The following is a 19,514-nucleotide window of genomic DNA, read 5'->3' as shown; positions in this document are numbered from 1 at the left end:
AGGGAGAACGCCGGTCCCAACCCGGGAGACTCGGATGACAGCCACCACCCGCCGCGCCCTGTTGGGCACGGGCGCCGCCCTGTCGCTCTCGTCGCCCGCGCTCGCCTTTCCCGACCGCCCGCTCCGCATCATCTCCGGCTTCAACCCCGGCGGCGCGAACGACATCGTCTCGCGCGCGCTGGCGCAGCCTTTGACGGCCGTGCTCGGGCAGCCCGTGGTGGTGGAGAACCGCGCCGGCGCCGGGGGCGGCGTCGGCGCGCTGGCCGCCGCCCGCGCCGCGCCGGACGGCTACACGATGTTCATGGGCATCGTGGACACCCAGGCGATCAACCCGCTCACCTACCGCAACCTGGCCTACGACCCGGAGCGCGACTTCGCGCCGGTCTCGCTCGTCGCCACCATCCCCTTCGCCGTCGTGGCCGGCCCGTCGCGGCCCGAGATCAAGGACTTCGCCGGCCTCGTGGCGGCGGCGAAGCGCGCGCCCGGTGCGCTCTCGTTCGGCTCCTGGGGCGTCGGCAGCACCGCGCACCTGGCCTTCGCCCGGATCGCGCGCGAAGCGGAGGCGGAGCTGCTGCACGTGCCCTTCACCGGCCAAGCGCCCGCCATGCAGGCGGTCGCCGCGAGCCAGGTGGACGTGATGGCGGTGCCCGCCGGCGGCGCGGAAGCCATGGCGCGCGACGGCCGCGCCCGCGTCCTCGCGGTGATCTCGCCCCAGCGGCTGGAGCTGCTGCCCGCCGCGCCCACCTTGCGGGAACTCGGCGTGGACTTGGTCATCGGCCTCTGGCAAGCGCTCTACGTGCCCGCGCGCACGCCGCCCGCGGTGGTGGCGCGGCTGAACGCGGCGGCGCGCGAGGCGATGCGCGCGCCTTCCTTCGCCGCCGCCATGCGCACCCAGGCCGCCAAGCCGGAGCCCTCCACGCCGGAGGCGCTCGCGGAACTCCAGCGGTCCGAGCGCGAGGCCTACGGCGTCGTGGTCCGCGCCCTCAACATCACCGTGGACGGAGCCTGACCGGCCGCATGTACCGCCTCATCAGCGCCACCCCGAGCCCCTACGCCCGCAAGGTCCGCATCGCGTTGGCGGAAAAGGGCATCCCCTTCGAGCTGGCGACGGAGGTGCCGTGGGATTCCTCCACCGCCACGCCCGCCTACAACCCTTTGGAGAAGCTGCCCGTGCTGGTGCTGCCGGACGGGCGCGGCATTTACGAGTCGCGCTTCGTCCTGGAGTGGCTGGAGGCCAAGCACCCGGACCCGCCGCTGCTCGCGCCCGCCGGCACGGACGACGCGCTCGCCGCCCGGCAGGCGGAGGTGATCGCCGACGGCGTTTGCGACGCGCTCGTGCTGCTGTTCTGGGAACGGCGCCGGCCGGAGGAGCACCAAAGCGTCCCCTGGATGGCGCGGCAACGGCGCAAGGTGGACGGCGGCCTGCGCGCCTTGTCCGCCTTGGCCGAGGCGGGCGAGGGCGGCACGCGTGGCGGCTGGCTGGTGGGCGGACGCTTCGGCCTCGCCGACATCGCGGCGGGCACTGTGCTCGGCTACCTCGACGTGCGCTTCCCCGAGCACCCTTGGCGGAGCCTGCACCCCGCACTGGTCAGGCTGGCCGGGCGTTTGGCGGAGCGCCCGTCGTTCCGGACGACGATGCCCTCTCCCCAGCGGATCGCCGACCGGGTGGTGTGAGTCCCAAGAGGTGAGGGGGCCGGACGCGCCGTCATAGCGACGCGGCCAAGCGGCGTCCGCGCGCCCCGCGACGTCTCCGTTCCGGCGCGAGCAGGCGACTTTTGCGAGGCATCGCGCCGCGATGCGCCCTTTTGCGCCGGCGCGTCCCCATCGCACAGGGACGTGACCGACGGCGACCGGCATCCCCGATTGCGTCCTCTCGATTGCGGGAGTTGGTACACATCCTGAAGAATATGTTTCTCGACGACGGTGGATTTGAGGCAGAGTTGTTCGCCGCAAGTTGTGAAGTCGGGAGGGGGCGCCGCTCGCTTCGCCGTGGTCCGTCAGTTCAAAAAACCCGCCCCTCGCCGAGCAACCGTCTCCACCCCTTTGCCTCGCGCGCGTCGGGGCATCCCGCAAGCCCTCCACGAGCGGCCGGTGCCCGGAGCCGCGCCCGGGGCGGTCCGCCGACGCCTTGTGGCGGCGGCCTCGGACACCGGCGGCCGCGGGCGGGGCAGGGCAGCGGGACAGCGAGCATGACCGGCAGCGCCGGCAAGGCGGACGGCCCCAACAACTGGCTGACCAACGGCACAGGCGTCCTCGGCAGGTTGGTGGCCGCCGTCCTGCTCCGGGCCCGCCGCGGCCTCCGCCCGGGGCCGCCGCCGCAGCAGGCCGGCGTGCCCGGGGCGCAGCAGCCTCTGGCCGCCGACCTCTTTTCCGCCTTCGACATGGGCGCCGTCATCCTCCGCACCCCGGAAGGCACCATCCTGCACTGGTCGGCGGGCTGCGAACGCTTGTTCGGCTTCCCGGCCGGCGAGGCGATGGGGCGCACGACGCACGAGCTGCTCGGCACGCGCTTCCCCGACGGCGGCCGCCGCAGCCTGGTGGAAGAACTGCAACGGACCGGCGAGTGGCAGGGCGAACTGCGGCACAAGCGCCGCAACGGCCAACACGTGGTGGTCGCCTCCCACTGGATACTCCGCCGCGACCCGGCCGACGGGCAGGCGGCCGCGGTGCTGGAGCTGCACACGGACGCCACGGCGCTGAAGGCCGCCGAAGCGGCGCTGCGGGCGGGCGAGGCCCGGCTCCGCCTCGCGCAGGAGGTGGCCGGGGTCGGCACCTGGGAATGGGACCCGGAAGAGGACTCCTTCGTGTGGTCCCCCGAGCACTACGCCCTGTTCGGCCTGCCCCCGGCGGCGGGGGAGCCCGATTCGCTGGACGCCTTCCTGGCGCTGGTCCACCCGGAGGACCGCAACGCCGTCCGGGCCGCCATGTCCGAGGCCCTCGCCTCCGGCGAGTACCTCGCCGAATTCCGCATCCTGCGCCCCGGCCGGAACGGGGGGGAGGAAACCGCTTGGCTCATCGGGCGCGGCCGCCGGATGCCGAGCCCCGCCGGCCGGGTCGGCCCGATCCTCGGCGTCAACGTGGACATCACCGCCCGCAAGGAGGCCGAGGAGCGCCAACTGCTGCTGATGCGGGAGGTGGACCACCGCGCCAAGAACGCCCTGGCGGTGGTCCAGGCGGTGCTGCGGCTCACCCGAGCCGAAACAATGCCGGCCTTCGCCAAAGCGGTGGAAGGGCGGGTAGCCGCGCTCGCGCGCGCCCAGACGCTTTTGACGGAATCGCGATGGACGGGGGCCGATTTTCAAGCGATGCTTCGAGGCGAACTGGCTCCGTTCGTCGGTAGCGGGAGCAGTTCCCAGGTGCTGCTCACCGGGCCGCCCGTGTTGCTCGCGCCGCTGACAGCCCAGCCCCTTTCGATGGCACTGCACGAGCTTGCGACCAACGCCGCCAAGTACGGAAGCCTCTCGGTCCCGGACGGAACGCTGGCCCTCTCCTGGCGCGAGAACCCGCCGGCGGTGCGCCTGCACCTCCGCTGGGAAGAAACCGGCGGCCCGCCCGTCGCCGGGCCGCCGCAGCGCCGGGGCTTCGGCTCCCGCGTCATCGAGAGCACGGTGCGCGATCAACTCCGGGGCGAGGTGTCGTTCACCTGGGCACGGACCGGTTTGGTGTGCGAGATCGACATTCCGCTGCACCGGCCGCCGGGCGCGGTGTCCGAAGAGTGAAGGGTCGGTGCGGGGCGCCACGCGCCGCCAGGCCGCCGGGGCGAGGTAAAAGCGAGGCATGGCCACCATCCTGATCCTCGACGACCGCGCCACCAACCGCAACATCTATGCCAGGCTCGCCGCGGCGATCGAGGACGGCGTGTCCGCCGAGGTGTTCGCGGATCCGGCGGACGCGCTGGAATGGCTGGAAAGCAACCGCGTCGACCTGGTCATCACCGATTACAAGATGCCGGGCATGGACGGCGCCGAGTTCACCCGGCGGTTCCGCGCCATGCCGAACAACCGGCACGTGCCGGTGGTGGTGATCACCGCCTACGACGACCGCTCGTTCCGGCTCCGGGCGCTCGACGCCGGCGCGACCGACTTCCTGCAAAGCCCGGTGGACCATTTCGAGATAGTGGTCCGGGCCCGTAACCTCCTCGCGCTCGGGCGCCGGATGGCGGCCGGGGCGTCGCCCGCGGCAGCGTCGGCGGCGGGCGTGCCGGAACCGTCTCCGTCCCAGGGGGCGCCTCCCGCGGCCGAGCCGGCGGCGGGGCCGCACGGCGGAACCGCCATCGACCCCCGGCGCATCCTGGACGCGATGCCGGCCCTGGTGAGCGCGATGGACCGCGAAGGGCGTTGCATCTACGCCAACGCCGCTTTCGCCGCCGGCCCGGGCGCGGAGCGTACCGAGGGCGGCCGCGGGCACGACGCATCGGTTTTCGCCACCGGCCGGGCTGTCGCGCCGTACCGCGAGGACGCGCCCTGGCGCGGCCGGCGGTTGCTCACGAGCAAGGTGCCGCTGCGCGACCAGACCGGCGCGGTGGTGGCGGTGCTGACCACCTCCATCGAACTCCCGGAAGGGGCGGTCGAGACGGCACGCGAGGAGGAGCCGGCGCCGCCGGGCGCCGCCGCTTGACGCGCCCTCCACGGCGCCAGCGCCAGCCTCCAGCCGCGAGCGGTCGACCGGCGGCCCGGCGGCCGCCCCCGTCGGCCTTGGCGGCGCTGCGCGGCGAGGTCGGCAGCGAGCAGGAGATGAGCGTCAACCGGCTCGGCTTCGGCTTCTTCGCCGCGGCGTACCTGTACACGGCCGGCCGGTCCATCGCCGACGCCGTGCTGCCTGGCCTCGTGCTCTGGGGCGTCCTCGGCTTCGCCATATTCACGCACATAAGGTTCCGGCCGGGGCGGAACACGCCGCGCCGCGCCTTCGCGCTGCTGCTCGACATGGGCTTCGTGTCCTGGTCCCTGCACGTCGGCGGCGAGGCGGCCTCGTTCTTCTTCCTGGTCTACCTGTGGATCATCATCGGCAACGGCGTCCGCTTCGGCGTCCGTTGGCTGCTCGCGGCGACGGGTGTGTTCCTCCTCGGCTTCGGCGCCGTGGTGCTGACCACGCCCTACTGGCAGGAGCAGCCGCACCTGACGGCCGGGCTCATCGTCGGCCCCTGCGCACTCGCGCTCTATGCCGCCACGCTCATCCGCAAGCTCTCCGTCGCGCGCCGGCAGGCGGAAGCGGCCAGCGAGGCCAAGAGCCTGTTCCTGGCCAGCGTCAGCCACGAGCTGCGCACGCCGCTCAACGCAATCATCGGCATGGGCGGCCTGCTGCGCGAAACGAACCTGGACCGCGAGCAGGCGGAGATGGCGCGCACCGTGGACGGCGCCGCCAAGTCGCTCCTGTCCATGATCAACGGCATCCTCGACTTCGCCCGCATCGAGGCCGGCGCGGGGGTGCGGCGGGCCGAGCCGCTCGACCTGCACGCCTTGCTGGAGGACGTGCGGCGCATGCTGCTGGCGCAGGCGCGGGAAAAGGGGCTGCGGCTGCTGGTCCACGTCACGCCGCGGACGCCCGCGCGGATCGTGGGCGACTCGGGGCACATGCGCGACGTCCTGCTCAACCTCGTGGGCAACGCGGTGAAGTTCACCGAGGCCGGCGAGGTGGTGATCGCCGCCGACGCGACCGAAGGGCCGGAGCCGGGCCGGCTGGTGCTGCGCTTCGAGGTGTCGGACACCGGCATCGGCGTCGCCCCGGAAGCGGCGGGGCGCATCTTCGAGCGCTTCACCCAAGCGGACGAGAACATCGGTGAGCGCTTCGGCGGCACCGGCCTCGGCCTCGCCATCTGCAAGGGGCTGGTGGGGCTGCTGGGCGGCGAGATCGGGGTGGAAAGCGAACCCGGCCGCGGCAGCACCTTCTGGTTCACCGCCCTGGCCGAACGCCCGACGGCCGGCCGCGAGCCGGACGCCACGGCCGCCCGGTCCTTCCAAGGCTTGGCCGCCACGCTGCTGACCTCCGACCCGGCGGCCGGGACCGCGCTGCTGGCCCCCGCGGCGGCGCGCGGGGCGACGGTGCGGATCGAAGCGGCGGCGCGGAGCGACATGGAGCGGCTGTGGCGGCCCGCGGACGGCGAAGGGGCGCCGGCGCACCTCCTGCTGTGTTCCCCGGCGCCGGACCCACTCGGCGCGGAAGCGCTGGAAGCGGCCCTGCGGGACGGGGTGCCGGCATCGGCGGGCGCTTCCGTGTTCGCGCTCGGCGGCGGCCCGGTGGCCGAGGGGCTGCCGCCCCTGCGCCTCCGGCGGCGGGTCACGTCGCTCCTGCCCGCGGCGCCGACGCCGGCGGAACTGGTCGCGGCGCTGGAACTCGCCGCCACGCGCTTGCCGCAGGACGCCGCGCAGCGGGGTGAGGGGGGCGCCACGCCTCTGCCCCGCTTGGCGGCCGCGGGCCCGCACGGCGGCCGGGGGCTGCGGGTGCTGGTCGCCGACGACAACCACGTGAACCGGCGTGTCGTGGAGAAGATCCTCCAGCGCGCCGGGCACCAGGCCACCCTCGTCGGCAACGGCGAGGAAGCGCTGGACGCCCTCGCCGCCGACCACTTCGACGTGGCGCTGATGGACGTGAACATGCCGGTGCTGAACGGCATCGAAGCGACCAAGCTGCACCGCTTCGCCTCCCTCGGGCAGCGGCACGTCCCGATCATCGGCCTCACCGCCGACGCGTCGCCCGACACCGCGGAACGCTGCCGCGAGGCGGGCATGGACGCCTGCCTGACCAAGCCGGTGGAGCCCGCCCGGCTGGCCGAGGTGGTCGAGGAGCACGGCAGGCCGCGCGGGGGCGACGGCCCGGCCGACCGGGCGGGTCCGGCGCGGGTCGCGGCCATCGCGTCCCACCCCGGCTTCCGCCGCGCGGCGCCGCCGCCGCTGGATCAGCAGGTCCTGGCGAACCTGGAAGCGCTCGGCGGCGCCGACTTCCTGGCCGGGCTCGTCCAGGATTTCTTGCGCGACGGCGAGCAAAGCCTGCGGGCGATGGAAGCGGCCGCGGCCGCGGGCGACGTGTCCGGCTTCCGCGCCGAGGCGCACGCGCTGCGGAGCAGCGCCGCCAACATCGGCGCCAAGGGTGTGTGGGGCGTGTGCCGCGCGGCGGAGGCGCTGCCCGCGGCCGAGGTGCGGGCCGCCGGTCCGGGGCAGGTGGTCGCCGTCAGGTCGGAACTCGGCCGGGTGCGATCGACCTGGGGGATGTTGTCCGAAGCGAAGGACCTGGGCACCACCTGACGCCAGCCTTTCCGCCATCCAGAAGCGCTGAATACTGTTCTGCGCTCGGATCATGCGTATACCAATCCGTGATACATATTAACCAGAGCGTTAGCACGTAGGCGAAATTAACAATGTATGGTTGCTGTTCTCAACTTTGGAAACGCCGCGATGCTGATTTTCCACTGTATAACATTTGCGTGATTGCTATAATGCATCCGTTCGACAGCGCCGGACTGGCCCAACCGGCAACGCTACGGGACGCCCCAGGGCAAGCAGGAGAGGCAAGGAGCATGACGTTCGTTAGGAAGCTGCCCATCGCAGGCACCGCCCCCACGACGGCCAGCTTCGCCGAACCCTCCAACGAAACCGGCTTGGATACCGCGCCCCGCTCCTACGAAACCGTCGACGTCGACGTGGACGCCGCCCGCCGCGTGTTCTGGTGCCGCCTGAACCCGCAAGGCCGGCCCTGCTTCAGCCCGCAGCTCCTCCGCGACGTTTCGGCGATGCACTCCGACATCGAGAACCGCTTCCGGAACGCCGACCCTCGCAACCGGCCCTTCCGCTACTTCGTCTGCGGCTCGGCCATCCCAGGCATCTTCAACCTCGGCGGCGACCTCGGCCTGTTCCGCGCCCTGATCGGCGTCGGCGACCTGGACGCCCTCAAGCGCTACGGCCACGCGGCGGTGGAGGCGATCCACCGCAACCACACCGCCCTCGACCTGCCGATGGTCACGATCGCCCTGGTCCAGGGCGACGCGCTGGGCGGCGGCTTCGAGTGCGCCCTGGCCCACGACGTCATCATCGCCGAGAAGAGCGCCAAGTTCGGCCTGCCCGAGGTGCTGTTCAACCTCTTCCCCGGCATGGGCGCCTACAGCTTCCTGTCCCGCCGCCTCGGCCGCGCCGCCGCCGAGAAGATGATCCTCAGCGGCCGCATCTACACCGCCGATGAGCTGCACGAGATGGGCCTGGTCCACTCGGTGGTGCCGGACGGCGAAGGCGCCCAGGCGGTGAACGACTACGTGGACAACAACGGCCGCTGGCACAACGCCCACCACGCCACCTACAAGGCCGGCCGCCGAGTGGACCCCGTCACCCTCGACGAACTGCGCGACGTGGTGGACGGCTGGGCCGAAGCGGCGCTCAATTTGTCCGAAATGGACCTCCGCCGGATGGCCCGCCTCGCCGGCGCCCAGGACCGCCGCATCGCCGCGCCGGCGCGCAGCCCCGCTGCCGAGGCGGTCGCCGCGGCTGGCTGAGCCGCGCCGCTCCCGCGCGGCCGGCCGAAGGGGCGGAGCGGTTTCCCTCCGGCCGGGTTTCACGGCCCGGCGGTACATGAACCGCCGCCGTCACGACGCCGGCGGCTCGGACCGGTCGGCGTTCGGGAAGAAGAGCTGCTCGCCGTTGATCTTGTAGCCGGCGATCGCCTCCTGCCCGGCGCGGGACACCAGCCACTCCACGAAGCGCCGCGCGTCCGCCGCCTTCACGTGCGGGTGCCGCTCCGGGTTCACCGCCATGACGCCGTACTGGTTGAACAGCCGCTGGTCGCCCTCCATGGCGATGCCGAGGTCCTGGCGGTTGCGGAACGCCAGCCAGGTGCCGCGGTCGGTCAGCACGTAGGCGTTCATCGCCGCCGCCGTGTTGAGCGCCGGCCCCATGCCTTGGCCGACCTCGCGGTACCAGCGCCCCCGCCCAGCCGCCAAATCCACGCCGGCCGCCTCCCACAACCGCAACTCCGCCGCGTGGGTGCCGGAGCGGTCGCCGCGCGACACGAAGGGCGCCCCGGCCGCGGCGATGCGCTTCAGCGCCTCGGCGGCGTCGCGCCCGCCCCGCACCCCGGCCGGGTCGGACGCCGGCCCGGCGATGACGAAATCGTTGTACATCACGTGCCGCCGCGGCCCGCCGAAGCCCTCGCGGACGAAGCGCTCCTCCGCGGCGCGGTCGTGGACGAACACCACGTCCGCGTCCCCGCGCCGCCCCACGTCCAGCGCCTGCCCGGTGCCGAGCGCCACCACCCGCACCGAAACGCCGGTGTCCCGCGTGAACAGCGGCAAGATGTGGCCGAACAAGCCCGACTGCTCGGTGGAGGTGGTGGAAGCGACCGTGATGGACCGTTCTGGCGGTTGGGCGCCCGCGCCCCGCGGCGGGACGGCGGGCGAGGCCAACGCAGCGAAGGCGGCTATCAAGAACCTGCGGAACATCGCATTCCTCCCTTCCGGCTGAGCGCGGCTCACCAGACCAACTCGCCGCGCAGGAACGCCGCGGCCTCCGGCGCCCGCGGACCGGCGAAGAATTCCGCGGCGGGCGCGTGCTCCAGCAGCCGCCCGCGGTGCAGGAACAGGACCTCCCCCGCCATGCGCCGCGCTTGCCCGAGGTCCTGCGTCGTCATCACCACCTTGGTGCCCTGGGCGGCGATGTCGGAAACGATGTCCTCCACCGCGCGGGTCGCGGCCGGGTCCAGGCTGGCGGTGGGCTCGTCGAGGAACAGCGCCTCCGGGTTGAGCACCGACGCGCGCGCCAGGGCCAGCCGCTGCTGCTCCCCGCCGGACAGGCGCCGCGCCGGCCGGTCCGCCATCCCGTCGAGGCCGACCCGCGCCAGCGCCGCCCGCGCCCGCGCCCGCCGTTCCGCCCGCGGCAACCCGGCGAGCTTCAGCGGGTAGCCGGCGTTCGCCAGCACGGAGCGGCGCAGCATCACCGGCCGCTGGAACACCATCGCGTCCCGCGGCATCGGCCGCCCGCCGTTCCGGCCTTCGCCCGCCCACCGCACCGCGCCCCCAGTCGGCGGGAGCAGCCCGTGCAGGACGCGGAGCAGCACGCTCTTGCCAGCGCCGTTCGGGCCGATGATCAGCGCCGGCGGCCCCGCCTCCAGCGCGAAGGACACGCCGTCGAGGATCGGCACCCCGTTCGCGGCGTAGCGGAGGCCCTCCGCGCGGAGCGGCAGGCAGGTGTCGGGCGCGCGCACGGGCCGTTCAGCCGCCGGCCCACCGGGCGGCGGTGTCCCGCGCCAACTGCGCCAAGGCGTTCACCGTCAGCACGATCGCCATCAGCACCACGCCCAAGGCGAGGGCGAGCGGCAGGTCGCCCTTGCTGGTCTCCAAGGCGATGGCCGTGGTCATGACGCGGGTGAAGCCCTCGATGTTGCCGCCCACCACCATCACCGCGCCCACCTCCGCGCTCGCCCGGCCGAAGCCCGCGAGCAGCACGGTGAGCAGGGCGAAGCGCCCGTCCCAGAGCAGCGTCGGCACCGCCCGCCGCGGCCCCGCGCCGAAGGAGCGGAGCTGCTCCGCGTATTCCTCCCACAGCGCCTCCAACGCCTGCCGCGACAAGGCGGCGAGGATCGGCGCGATCAGCACCGCTTGGGCGACGACCATGGCGGTCGGCGTGAACAGCAGGCCGAGCGGCCCGAGCGGCCCGGAGCGCGACAGCAGGAGGTAAATGAACAACCCCGCCACCACCGGCGGCAACCCCATCAAGGCGTTCAACGCCACCACCACGCCGCGCCGCCCCGGGAAGCGCGCCACCGCCAACAGCGCCCCGAGCGGTAGCCCGACCAAGGCCGCGAGCGCCACCGCCGTCAGGCTCACCCGCAGCGACAACCCCACGATGGCCGCCAGCGCCGGATCGCCGGCCGCCACCAAGCCGAGCGCGGTCGAGAAAGCGGCGCCGAGGTCGTGCAATTGAAACTCCTGTTGTCGGACGCGGCGTCGTCGCGCCCGGCGCCGGACACATGGCGGAGGACGGCCGGGGATGCCAGAGGCGGCGCCCCGTCCCGCGGACCTCCACGGCTTTGCCACTTGCGGACGAATTTTCGTTACCGCGTCACGCCGGACCGGCTAAAGAGAGCATTCGGGCGGAGGCCGGGCGCGTCGCGTCGGCCCATAATGAAGCATACGAAACGGGGCCACGAGCCATGCACCATCGCGTTTGGCGTCCCGCGCCGGAGCCGCGGCTGTCGCGGGAGCGGGGGGCGGACGCCGCGCCGCCCCGGCGCCGCGAATGGAACGGGGGGGCGCGCGTCTCCACCCGGTTGCTGCTCATCGCCGCCACCTGCCTCCTGCCCTTGGTGGGCCTCCAGGTCGCGGTCGGTGTGGCGCAGTGGTCGGAGCGCAAGGCGCAACTGGACGGCCTCGCCGCGCACCAAGCCGGGCTGCTGAAGGGCAACGCCGACGGCATCGCGGAAGGCGCGCGCATCCTGCTCGCCGCGGCGGCGATCCCCGAATTCCGGGGCTCGGGCGACGAATGCGCCGGCCGCCTCGCCAAGCTCAGCGGCGGCGCGCCCGGCTTCGCCTTCGTCGCCCTCGTCGACCCCGGGGGGCGGGTCGCGTGCGCATCCGATCCGGCAGTCGCCGCCGCCGGTGGGGAGGGCGACCGCTGGGTGCGCGACGCCCTCGCGGCCCCGGGCTTCACCGCCGGCCGCTTCGCCCGGCCGCCGGGCCACCCTGGCGGCGTGCTGCCCTTCTACCTGCCGCTCGGGGCCGCCGACGCGACCGCGCCCGGGGCCACGCTCGTCGCGGCGATGGACCTCAACTTGCTCGAACAGCACCTGAATGGCCTCAAGCGCGCCGGCTCCCCCCTGCTCGCCAACGGCGTGCTGACCATCGCCGACGCCGACGGCGTGATCCTCGCACGCGACGCGCGGCACGCGGAGTTCGTCGGCAAGGGCTTCCCGCCAGCGGCGATGCCCTTGGTGAGCGCGACGGAGCCCGGCACCCTCCGGCTGAGGAGCATCGACGGCACCGACCGCTTGGTGGGCTACACCCCGCCGACTCCGGCAAACCACCGGCTCGCCGCCGTGGTCGGCTTCCACGAGCCGCAGCTGATGGCCGACGTGGAGCGCGCCCTCCGGCGCGCCGCCGCGCTCCTCGGCGCCGTGGGCCTCGCCGCCTTCGGCCTCACCCTTTGGGTGGCGCGCCGCTCCATCGCCCGGCCGACGCGGGCCCTGCTCGCCGTGGCCAAGCGCTGGCGCGAGGGCGATCTTTCGGCGCGGGCCCCGGACCTCGGCCGGCGTTCGGAGTTCGGCCAGATCGCCGCGGCCTACAACGAGATGGCGGCCGCGCTGCAGCGGCGGGAAAAGGAGGCGCGCGGCTACACGGAAGCGCTGGAAGCGCGCGTGGCGGAGCGGACACGGGAGCTGGTGGAGGCCAACGACCGGCTCCGGGTGGAGATCGCGGAGCGCCGCAACGCGGAAACGGCGCTGCTCCAGGCGCAGAAGGTGCAGGCGATGGGTCAACTCGCCGGCGGCATCGCGCACGACTTCAACAACGTCCTCCAGGCGGTCTCGGGCGGCGCCATCCTCATCCGCCGCCGCGCCGGCGACGCCGCCGCCGTGGAGCGGCTGGCCGGCATGGTCGAGGACGCCGCACGGCGCGGCGAAGCCGTCACCCGCCGCCTTCTCGCCTTTTCGCGGCGCGAGGAATTGCGGGCCGACGCCCTCGACCTCGGCGAGCTGCTCGGGGGCCTCCGCGAAGTGCTCGCCGCGACGCTCGGCGCGAAGATCCGGGTGGAGGTGGACGCGGAAGCCGGCCTCCCCCCTGTCCTGGCCGACCGCGGGCAGCTCGAAACCGTGCTGGTGAACCTCGCCACCAACGCGCGCGACGCCATGCCGGACGGCGGCACGGTCGTGTTCTCGGCGGCCGCGGAGCGGGCCGAAGACGCCGCCGCCGCTGCGCCCGACGGCTTGGGGCCCGGCGGCTACGTGCGCGTCATGGTGGCCGACACCGGCGAGGGCATGGACGCAGCGACGCTCGCCCGGGCGACCGAGCCGTTCTTCACCACCAAGCCGCTGGGCCAAGGCACCGGGCTGGGCTTGGCCATGGCGCGCGGCTTCGCGGAAGGGTCGGGCGGCACGCTGGCGATCGCGAGCGAACCGGGCCGGGGCACCCGGGTCTCGCTTTGGCTGCCGATCGTCGTGGACGGCGATGCCCGCCGGTTGCGCGAGGCCCCGCTGGAACCCCCGGTGGAACGCCGCCCCGCCCCGCCCAGGGCCGCCACCCCCGCGCCCGCGGGGCGCCCGCGCGTGCTGCTGGTGGACGACGAAGCCATGGTGCGCGATGTCCTCGCCGCGCAGCTCAGGGACGAAGGCTTCGACGTGCTGGAAGCCGGCGAGGGCTACGCCGCTTTGGCCCTCCTGGACCGGGGCGAGGCGCTGGACGCGATGGTGTCCGACCTGGCGATGCCCGGGCTGGACGGCGTCGCGCTCACCCGGGAAGCGAAGCGGCGGCGGCCCGGCTTGCCGGTCATCCTCCTCACCGGCTACGCCGCCGACGCCGCGGCCCTGGCGTTGGGGAGCGACGAGGGCGGCGTTTCCGCCCTGGTCCGCAAACCGATCACCGGCGCGGAGCTCGCGGACCGAGTGGCGATGCTGCTGCACGCGCACGACCGCAGGCTCCAAGCGGCGGGTTAGCCCGGCTCCGCTTCGACCGCCGGGGGCGCCGGCGGGGGCCGCAACTCGGGGCCGACGCCGAAGGGCGCCTTCGTCCGGAAGCCGAGCGGCGTGGAAAGCGGCGCAAGGTCCGCGCGCGCCCGGGCCGAGTGCCGCCGGGGGGCGGCGCCAAAGCCGTTAGCCATGCATCCCTAGTCGCAAGGGCGCCGACGCACCGGCACGCCGCTCCCCACGTCCGCCCCCGCTTCCATCAGGCAGCCCGGGACGCCGGTTTCGCACACGGCGAGGCCGGCGATGCGCTGCCCGTCGCACGCTGAAGCAGGACGCCGGCATCCATTCCGCAACCGCCGGCTGCGAACCGACGAACCACGTCGTTCACGCTGGCGTTCATCAGGGCGAGGCCCTGTCCAATCCCCTCAGGAGGCGAACAGATGACGATCGCGGCGGCCGTCGATCCGGACGATGTGGTCCAGACGCTCTACCTTTCCTTCCTCGGCCGGGCGGCCGACCCAGCGGGGCGCGATTTCCTGACGCGGTTCGTGAATCTCGGGGACCCGGCCGCGGTCGACGCGCTGGACGACGTGTTCCTGTCCTCGCAGGAGTTCCAGGACTCCTTCGCGGCCCGCTCCTCGGAAAACTACGTGCGTTCGGTGTACTTCAACCTGTTCGACCGGAACGCCGGCGTCGACGAGGTCGAGCTCTGGACGGACAGGCTCGACGACGGCGGCCTGGACCGGGCCGACCTGCCCGGCGCCATACTGGAAACCGCCAGGGAGTCCGATCTGGAAGCCTACGAAGCGAAGCTCTTCATCGCCGACTACTTCACGGACCAGGCCGCACGGGGCGGGTGGCTGCCCGACACGCTGACCTTCCCCGACCTCCGCAGCAACGACGAGCTCTACGCCGACCTGAACCGGCTCGACGCCCGGTACGACACGCTCTCGCTGGAAGTCTTCGGGCAGTCCCTCGACGGCAACCCGCTCCACGCCGCCACGGTCGGCACCGGGGAAGCGGAGCTGCTGTTCGTCACCCAGCAGCACGGCAACGAGCCGATCGGCACCGAAGCGGCGCTGTACCTGCTCGACTTCCTGTCTGGCGACACCGAGCTGGCCAAGGCGCTCCGGGACGAGGTCACGGTGACGGTGGTGCCGCGGGTCAACCCGGACGGGTTCGCGCGGTGGGAGCGCGAGGTCGGCGGCGAGCGCGGCCTCACCGGCCCGCGCTTGAACAACGAAGGCATCGACCTCAACCGCACCTACGACCCGGCCGCGCCCTTCGGCGCGGACGAGGCGCCGGAGTCGGTCGCGGTCCGCGAACTCGTCGCCAGGCTCGAGCCGGACCTCCTCCTCGACTACCACGGGCAGGGCAACTACCGCGCCGAGGACGGCGACCTCGTCACCATGTCGGTGCTGTGGCCGACCAACGCCGGCGTGGACCCGGCCGTGGCGGACGCGTCCAAGCGCGCGGTGGCCGCGATCGCGGAGTCGCTGGAGGACTCCGACTACGACCTGCTCACCCTCTACCCCGGCGAGACCAACCCCGCGATCGCCCGCAACGGCTTCGCGCTCGGCGGCACGCCGACGGTGCTGGTCGAACAGCGGTTCTTGCAGGAAATGAGCGAGGCGGCCCGGGGGCTGGACCTGGATTACAGCGCGCTCGTCAGCGCCCTGACCCTGGAAGGCTTCATCACCATGAAAGGCTTGGTGGAAGCAGCGGCCGACGGGAGCCTGGAAACCCTGGACCCGGCGATCGCCGAACGGCTACCGGAACGCCCGCCCAGCATCCCCTACGCCGATGTCTACGGCGACGACCGGTACGGCGCCGAGGAACTCCTCATCGCCTGAAGCCCGCGCCCGCCGCGGCGGGCGCGTCCGCTTCGGCCCGGGAGCCGCCACGGAGGCGCGCTCCCCGGCCCGCGCGCCGACGACGACGAACGCCCGCGACCCGGGCACAAAAAGGCCGCGCCCCACCCACCGACGCTCGAACCGCGCCCTTTGACCGGGGGCGAGTGAGGCAGCAAGGAGGTCGGGCGACTCCGCCGGCCGCGCGCCCCTAACCCCTTCCGCCGCGCGATGTCGAAGGCCGCCCGCCACCTCCCAGCCGCCCGGCCTCCATGGCCCGCTCGACGCCGGCGCTCGACCGCCCGCGCGGCGGCCGCCACAGCCCCGCGCGCCGCCGAGCCTCAAAGTCGTAGCGCCGGTCGCCGTCCAGCAGGTGCAGGTGGTCGGCGAGCCGGTTGCGCTCCAGCCAGGAAACCGCCGCGTCCAGTTCCGCCGCGCCCATCTCGCCGCGGCCCTTGCCCAGCACCCGCTTCAGCACCGCATTGAGCCGGTGGTAGTTGCCGCCGGCGCGCGGCAGGCGCAGCGCTTCCTCGTCCTCCACCACCTGCGCCGCCACCAGCTCGCCGATGCGGTGCCGCAGCCGCCGCTCCAGCACGGAGGGCGGGTCGAGCAGGTCGTCCTGTGCCTCCGGCCGCCGCGCCGCAAAATCGGGGCCGGGCGCCAGCGTCTCGAAGCGCAGCGCCAGCGCGTTGGAGTGCAGCGGCACGATGCCGGCCGCGGGCTCGTCCGCGTCGCGCCCGGCCTCGCCGGGGAAGGGCAGGGCGGGCTGGCGGCGCCCTTTGGCGTGGCGGGCGAGGGTGCCCTGCTCGGTTTCCATCCGCTCGCGGAAGCGGCGGAACAGGAGGTCGTCCGGGTGGTAGACCAGCGCCCGCTGCTCCTCCCAGGCGCCGGCGAAGGGGTCCACCCGCGTCGCCCGCGCCACCATCTGCTCCAGCCAGGGGCGCGAGCGGATGTGCGTCAGCGCCGCCACCACCGCCGTTTCCGGCGCGTCCAGCCCCTCGTAGGCCATCGCCACCGTCACCAGCACGGAGGGCTGCGGCTGCAAGCGGAAGGCCGCCAACGCCTCGTGCGCGTCCCCCGCGTCGGACACCGCGAGCCGCGCTTCCGTCTCCCGCCCGCGCGCCGGCATCCGCCCGTGGACGCGCGCGAGGTAGCGCCGGGCGTTCTCCTGGTCCGGCGCCACCACGAGCAGCTTGCCCAGGCCCCGCCCCGGCTCCCCGGGCGCCAAGCCGAGCTTCGTCCGCCGCTCCGTCCGGAGCCGCCGCGTCGCGTCCAGCGCCTCGTCGAGCAGCGCGTCGGCGAATTCGGTGCGCAGCGCGGTGAACAGCGCCTGCCGCGTGGTCTCGTAGTCGCCGGACAGCCGGTGCGGCCCCACGGGCCGGCGCCCCTCGTCCAGCCAGCGCGCCTCGCCGTCGAGCGCGCCGAAGGTGATGGGCAGCACCGCCTTTTCCGCCAGCGCGGCGGCGCGCGAGTAGCCCACCACCGCCCAGCCCGGCGCGTCCAAGTCGACCTCGCGCGTCCGCGTGCGCGGCCCTTCGCGGTAGGGCAGCCACAGGATGCCGCGCCCGTCCGCCCGCTCCAGCGTGCCGGAGAGCAGCAGCCGCACCCGCGCCAGCTCCAGCAGCGGCAGGATCGCCTTGGACCAGGACGCCTCCACGTCGGCGCCGGCCTGGAGGGGCCCGAAGCCGCTCGGGTCCGCGTCGGCCAGCGCCGGCAGGTGGTGGACCTCGTCGATGACGAGCAGATAGCGCCGGCGCTTGAACTCGGCGAGGTGCAGGTCGGGCGCCGCCGCCACCGCTTGGTACGTGGTGACGTAGCCCGAGAGGCCGCGGCACGGATCGGGCGCGTTCTCCGCCGCGCGCACCGACAAGGCGTGCCCGAGCGCCGCGCGCCAGTTCGGGTCGGCGAAGGCCTCCTCCGCCTGCAAACGCAGTGAATCGCGGGGCACGATCCAGCAGACGCGGTCGGCGATGCCCGCCTCGATCAGCCGCGACGCCGCGATCAGCGGCAGCACGCTCTTGCCGCCGCCCGGCGTCACCGCGGCGAGCACGTCGCGCAGGGCGCCCGCCTCGCCCGAGGCGATGGCGGACACGATGCCGGCGATGCGGCGCTGGTGCGAGCGGAGTGGGCGCAGCGGGGGGCGACTCGCGCGAATCGGGGAGGCGCGAGCTTACGCCGTTAGCGACGGCGCGAGAATCCGCTTTCCGCAGGGCGTTGCGACCGTTCCTTCTCGTCCTGCCACAGGACCGGGCGGCCGGAAGCGGATCGCCGGCGGATTCGGCCGGCGCTGCGGGCACCGATCCGCCTTGGGCGTTGTTCAGCGACGACGCCGGGCTTGCCGGGAGGATCTCGTCCCAGCGCCGCGCGCGGTCCGGACGGCTCGGCGGACGCGGGTCGAGCACGGTTGCCGGCCAAGCGATTCACGCCCAGGGGTGTCCCGCGCGGGCCGTTCGCGTGCCGGGCACCCGCCGGGTGGCGCCCCTCGACGGTCGCGGACGGCGCAGCCGCCCTGCGGCCCTCCGGCGTCCCTACACGCGGTTGCGGCGCCGGTACACCGGCGCCGTCGGCGGGCCCGCGAGCAAGCCGTCCAAGCCCTCCTCCAGCGCCCGGCGGTACACCGGCATGGCGCCGTCGAAGGCCTCGACGGTGCGGTCCACCGCGGCGTCGTCGTGCGAGTAGCTGATGACCAGCGACGGGGCGATCACGCCGCGGGCGATCAACTCCTGCATCAGCAGCGCGCGGAAGTGCTGGGAGGGGCGCTTGTCGCGGTCCAGCGTGCCGAAGACCAGGTTGCAGGGCTTGCCGGTGATCGGGACATGCTCGGACAGCCCGTGCGCCGCGATGACGCTCTTGAGGCCTTCGGCGAGGCGCCGGCCCTGCCGGTCGATGGTCTCCACCACCGGCAGTTCGCGGTATGCGCGCATCGTCGCCAGGGCGGCGGCGAGGCCCGGCACCTCGCCGCCGTGGGTGGTGGACAGCAGGAAGACGCGGTCGCGGTCGTGGCGGATGCCGCCCAGTTCCATGTACTCGCGCTTGCCGGCCAGGGCCGAGACCGCGAAGCCGTTCGCCATGGCCTTGCCGAAGGTGCTCAGGTCGGGCTCGACGCCGTAGTGCTCCTGCCCGCCCGCCACCGCGAGGCGGAAGCCGTTGATCATCTCGTCGAGGATCAGCAGCGCCCCGTTGGCGTGGCACAGCCGCCGGACCTCGTGCAGGTAGCCCGGGGAGGGGTCTTCGTACTTGCAGGCTTCGAGCAGCACGCAGGCGATCCGGCCGCGCTCGCCCTCGAACAGGTCCCGCAAGGCGGCAAGGTCGTCGTACGGGAAGGTGCGCGTCAGGCTCGTCGCCACCGGCGGGATGCCGCTGTCCATCTGCGTGGTGCCGATGAACCAGTCGTCGTAGGAGAAGAACGGGTGGTCGCGGCAGATGGCGACGAGGTCGCGGCCGGTCGCGGCGCGCGCCAGCTTCACGGCGGCGGTGACGGCCGTGCTGCCGTCCTTGGTGAACTTCACCATGTCGGCGAAGGGCACGGCGGCGAGCAGCGCTTCCGCGCACTCGACCTCCATCGCGTGCGGGCGCGAGAAGTTGGTGCCGATGTCGAGCGACCGGCGCACCGCCTCCACCACCGGCGGGAAGGCGTGCCCGAGCGCGACCGCGCGCAGCCCCATGCCGTACTCGACGAACTCGTTGCCGTCCTCGTCCCACACCCGGCAGCCCTCGCCGCGCGCGATGAAGCCGGGCGAGCGCTCCGGGAACTGGTCGTCGCCCTTGGCGTAGGTGTGCGCCCCGCCGGGGATGGCCGCGTGCGCCCGTTCCCGCAGCGCCGCAGACCGTTCGAACCGCATCGTCCCGCCCACCGTCCGCCGGTGCAGGATCCCAGGCTCCTCAAACCGCATCGATCCGCTCCGCGACGGCGCGCTTCACCAAGCGCCAACATTACGTAACGTTTGTACAACAACCGCCCGGACCTGTCGAGCATCGCAGGCTCAATTGTCCGCGCGCGGGTTCGCCGAAAAGACCGTCACGGCGGGCCTTGGACGGGAAAGGGCGCCGCCGCGGTCCGGGTTGCCGGCGCCC

At 73.7% G+C, this 19,514-nt stretch carries 13 protein-coding genes; 8 read left to right on the top strand and 5 right to left on the bottom strand.

What is annotated here, in order from left to right:
• Positions 1-34 precede the first annotated feature (34 nt).
• The 6 genes from ABD067_RS02760 (at position 35) to ABD067_RS02735 (ending at position 8,476) form a co-directional block, all read left to right on the top strand.
• Positions 35-1,009, top strand: a complete 975-nt coding sequence (locus tag ABD067_RS02760; RefSeq protein WP_343893619.1) for a Bug family tripartite tricarboxylate transporter substrate binding protein — start codon at positions 35-37, stop codon at positions 1,007-1,009.
• 8 nt (positions 1,010-1,017) lie between these two features.
• Positions 1,018-1,674 carry a glutathione S-transferase N-terminal domain-containing protein gene (locus tag ABD067_RS02755; RefSeq protein WP_343893617.1) on the top strand — a complete coding sequence of 219 codons (657 nt, stop codon included), beginning with the start codon at positions 1,018-1,020 and terminating at the stop codon, positions 1,672-1,674.
• A 515-nt stretch (positions 1,675-2,189) separates the two neighbouring features.
• A complete protein-coding gene (locus tag ABD067_RS02750) occupies positions 2,190-3,719 on the top strand; it encodes a sensor histidine kinase (protein ID WP_343893616.1) in 1,530 nt (509 codons plus the stop codon).
• 58 nt (positions 3,720-3,777) lie between these two features.
• Positions 3,778-4,617 carry a response regulator gene (locus ABD067_RS02745; RefSeq protein WP_343893615.1) on the top strand — a complete coding sequence of 280 codons (840 nt, stop codon included), beginning with the start codon at positions 3,778-3,780 and terminating at the stop codon, positions 4,615-4,617.
• Positions 4,618-4,733: 116 nt separating this feature from the next.
• Positions 4,734-7,238 carry a hybrid sensor histidine kinase/response regulator gene (locus tag ABD067_RS02740; protein WP_343893614.1) on the top strand — a complete coding sequence of 835 codons (2,505 nt, stop codon included), beginning with the start codon at positions 4,734-4,736 and terminating at the stop codon, positions 7,236-7,238.
• A 272-nt stretch (positions 7,239-7,510) separates the two neighbouring features.
• Entirely contained in the window at positions 7,511-8,476 is a 966-nt protein-coding gene (locus ABD067_RS02735; RefSeq protein ID WP_343893613.1) for a crotonase/enoyl-CoA hydratase family protein, read from the top strand.
• 90 nt (positions 8,477-8,566) lie between these two features.
• On the opposite strand, the gene ABD067_RS02730 is transcribed toward ABD067_RS02735, so the two are convergent.
• Genes ABD067_RS02730 through ABD067_RS02720 form a run of 3 tightly spaced genes read right to left on the bottom strand, consistent with a single transcriptional unit; the run spans position 8,567 to position 10,894 of the window.
• Positions 8,567-9,418, bottom strand: a complete 852-nt coding sequence (locus ABD067_RS02730) for a substrate-binding domain-containing protein (protein ID WP_343893612.1) — start codon at positions 9,416-9,418, stop codon at positions 8,567-8,569.
• 29 nt (positions 9,419-9,447) lie between these two features.
• Positions 9,448-10,179, bottom strand: a complete 732-nt coding sequence (locus ABD067_RS02725) for an ATP-binding cassette domain-containing protein (RefSeq protein WP_343893611.1) — start codon at positions 10,177-10,179, stop codon at positions 9,448-9,450.
• Between the two features lie 7 nt (positions 10,180-10,186).
• Positions 10,187-10,894: an ABC transporter permease gene (locus tag ABD067_RS02720; RefSeq protein WP_343893610.1), complete on the bottom strand. Its 708-nt coding sequence runs from the start codon at positions 10,892-10,894 to the stop codon at positions 10,187-10,189.
• Between the two features lie 233 nt (positions 10,895-11,127).
• Here ABD067_RS02720 and ABD067_RS02715 point away from each other — a divergent pair, with 233 nt between their 5' ends.
• Both ABD067_RS02715 and ABD067_RS02710 read left to right on the top strand, forming a co-directional pair.
• A complete protein-coding gene (locus ABD067_RS02715; protein WP_343893609.1) occupies positions 11,128-13,620 on the top strand; it encodes a response regulator in 2,493 nt (830 codons plus the stop codon).
• Positions 13,621-14,030: 410 nt separating this feature from the next.
• Positions 14,031-15,443, top strand: a complete 1,413-nt coding sequence (locus tag ABD067_RS02710; protein ID WP_343893608.1) for a M14 family zinc carboxypeptidase — start codon at positions 14,031-14,033, stop codon at positions 15,441-15,443.
• A 208-nt stretch (positions 15,444-15,651) separates the two neighbouring features.
• Here ABD067_RS02710 and ABD067_RS02705 read toward each other — a convergent pair whose 3' ends face one another.
• Both ABD067_RS02705 and ABD067_RS02700 read right to left on the bottom strand, forming a co-directional pair.
• Positions 15,652-17,532, bottom strand: a complete 1,881-nt coding sequence (locus ABD067_RS02705; protein WP_343893607.1) for a DEAD/DEAH box helicase — start codon at positions 17,530-17,532, stop codon at positions 15,652-15,654.
• Between the two features lie 436 nt (positions 17,533-17,968).
• A complete protein-coding gene (locus ABD067_RS02700; protein ID WP_343893606.1) occupies positions 17,969-19,282 on the bottom strand; it encodes a glutamate-1-semialdehyde 2,1-aminomutase in 1,314 nt (437 codons plus the stop codon).
• Positions 19,283-19,514 lie beyond the last annotated feature (232 nt).

The sequence above is a fragment of the Craurococcus roseus genome (genome assembly GCF_039523795.1).
Lineage (GTDB): Bacteria > Pseudomonadota > Alphaproteobacteria > Acetobacterales > Acetobacteraceae > Craurococcus > Craurococcus roseus.
Note: the sequence above shows the minus strand (reverse complement) of the source record. Positions and strands in the feature narration are given on the sequence as shown.

Coding starts and splice junctions, on each gene's coding strand:
- ABD067_RS02745 (WP_343893615.1), top strand. CDS start 3,778: ATGGCCACCATCCTGATCCTCGACGACCGCGCCACCAACCGCAACATC.
- ABD067_RS02755 (WP_343893617.1), top strand. CDS start 1,018: ATGTACCGCCTCATCAGCGCCACCCCGAGCCCCTACGCCCGCAAGGTC.
- ABD067_RS02715 (WP_343893609.1), top strand. CDS start 11,128: ATGCACCATCGCGTTTGGCGTCCCGCGCCGGAGCCGCGGCTGTCGCGG.
- ABD067_RS02740 (WP_343893614.1), top strand. CDS start 4,734: ATGAGCGTCAACCGGCTCGGCTTCGGCTTCTTCGCCGCGGCGTACCTG.
- ABD067_RS02750 (WP_343893616.1), top strand. CDS start 2,190: ATGACCGGCAGCGCCGGCAAGGCGGACGGCCCCAACAACTGGCTGACC.
- ABD067_RS02700 (WP_343893606.1), bottom strand. CDS start 19,282: ATGCGGTTCGAACGGTCTGCGGCGCTGCGGGAACGGGCGCACGCGGCC.
- ABD067_RS02710 (WP_343893608.1), top strand. CDS start 14,031: ATGACGATCGCGGCGGCCGTCGATCCGGACGATGTGGTCCAGACGCTC.
- ABD067_RS02730 (WP_343893612.1), bottom strand. CDS start 9,418: ATGTTCCGCAGGTTCTTGATAGCCGCCTTCGCTGCGTTGGCCTCGCCC.
- ABD067_RS02735 (WP_343893613.1), top strand. CDS start 7,511: ATGACGTTCGTTAGGAAGCTGCCCATCGCAGGCACCGCCCCCACGACG.
- ABD067_RS02760 (WP_343893619.1), top strand. CDS start 35: ATGACAGCCACCACCCGCCGCGCCCTGTTGGGCACGGGCGCCGCCCTG.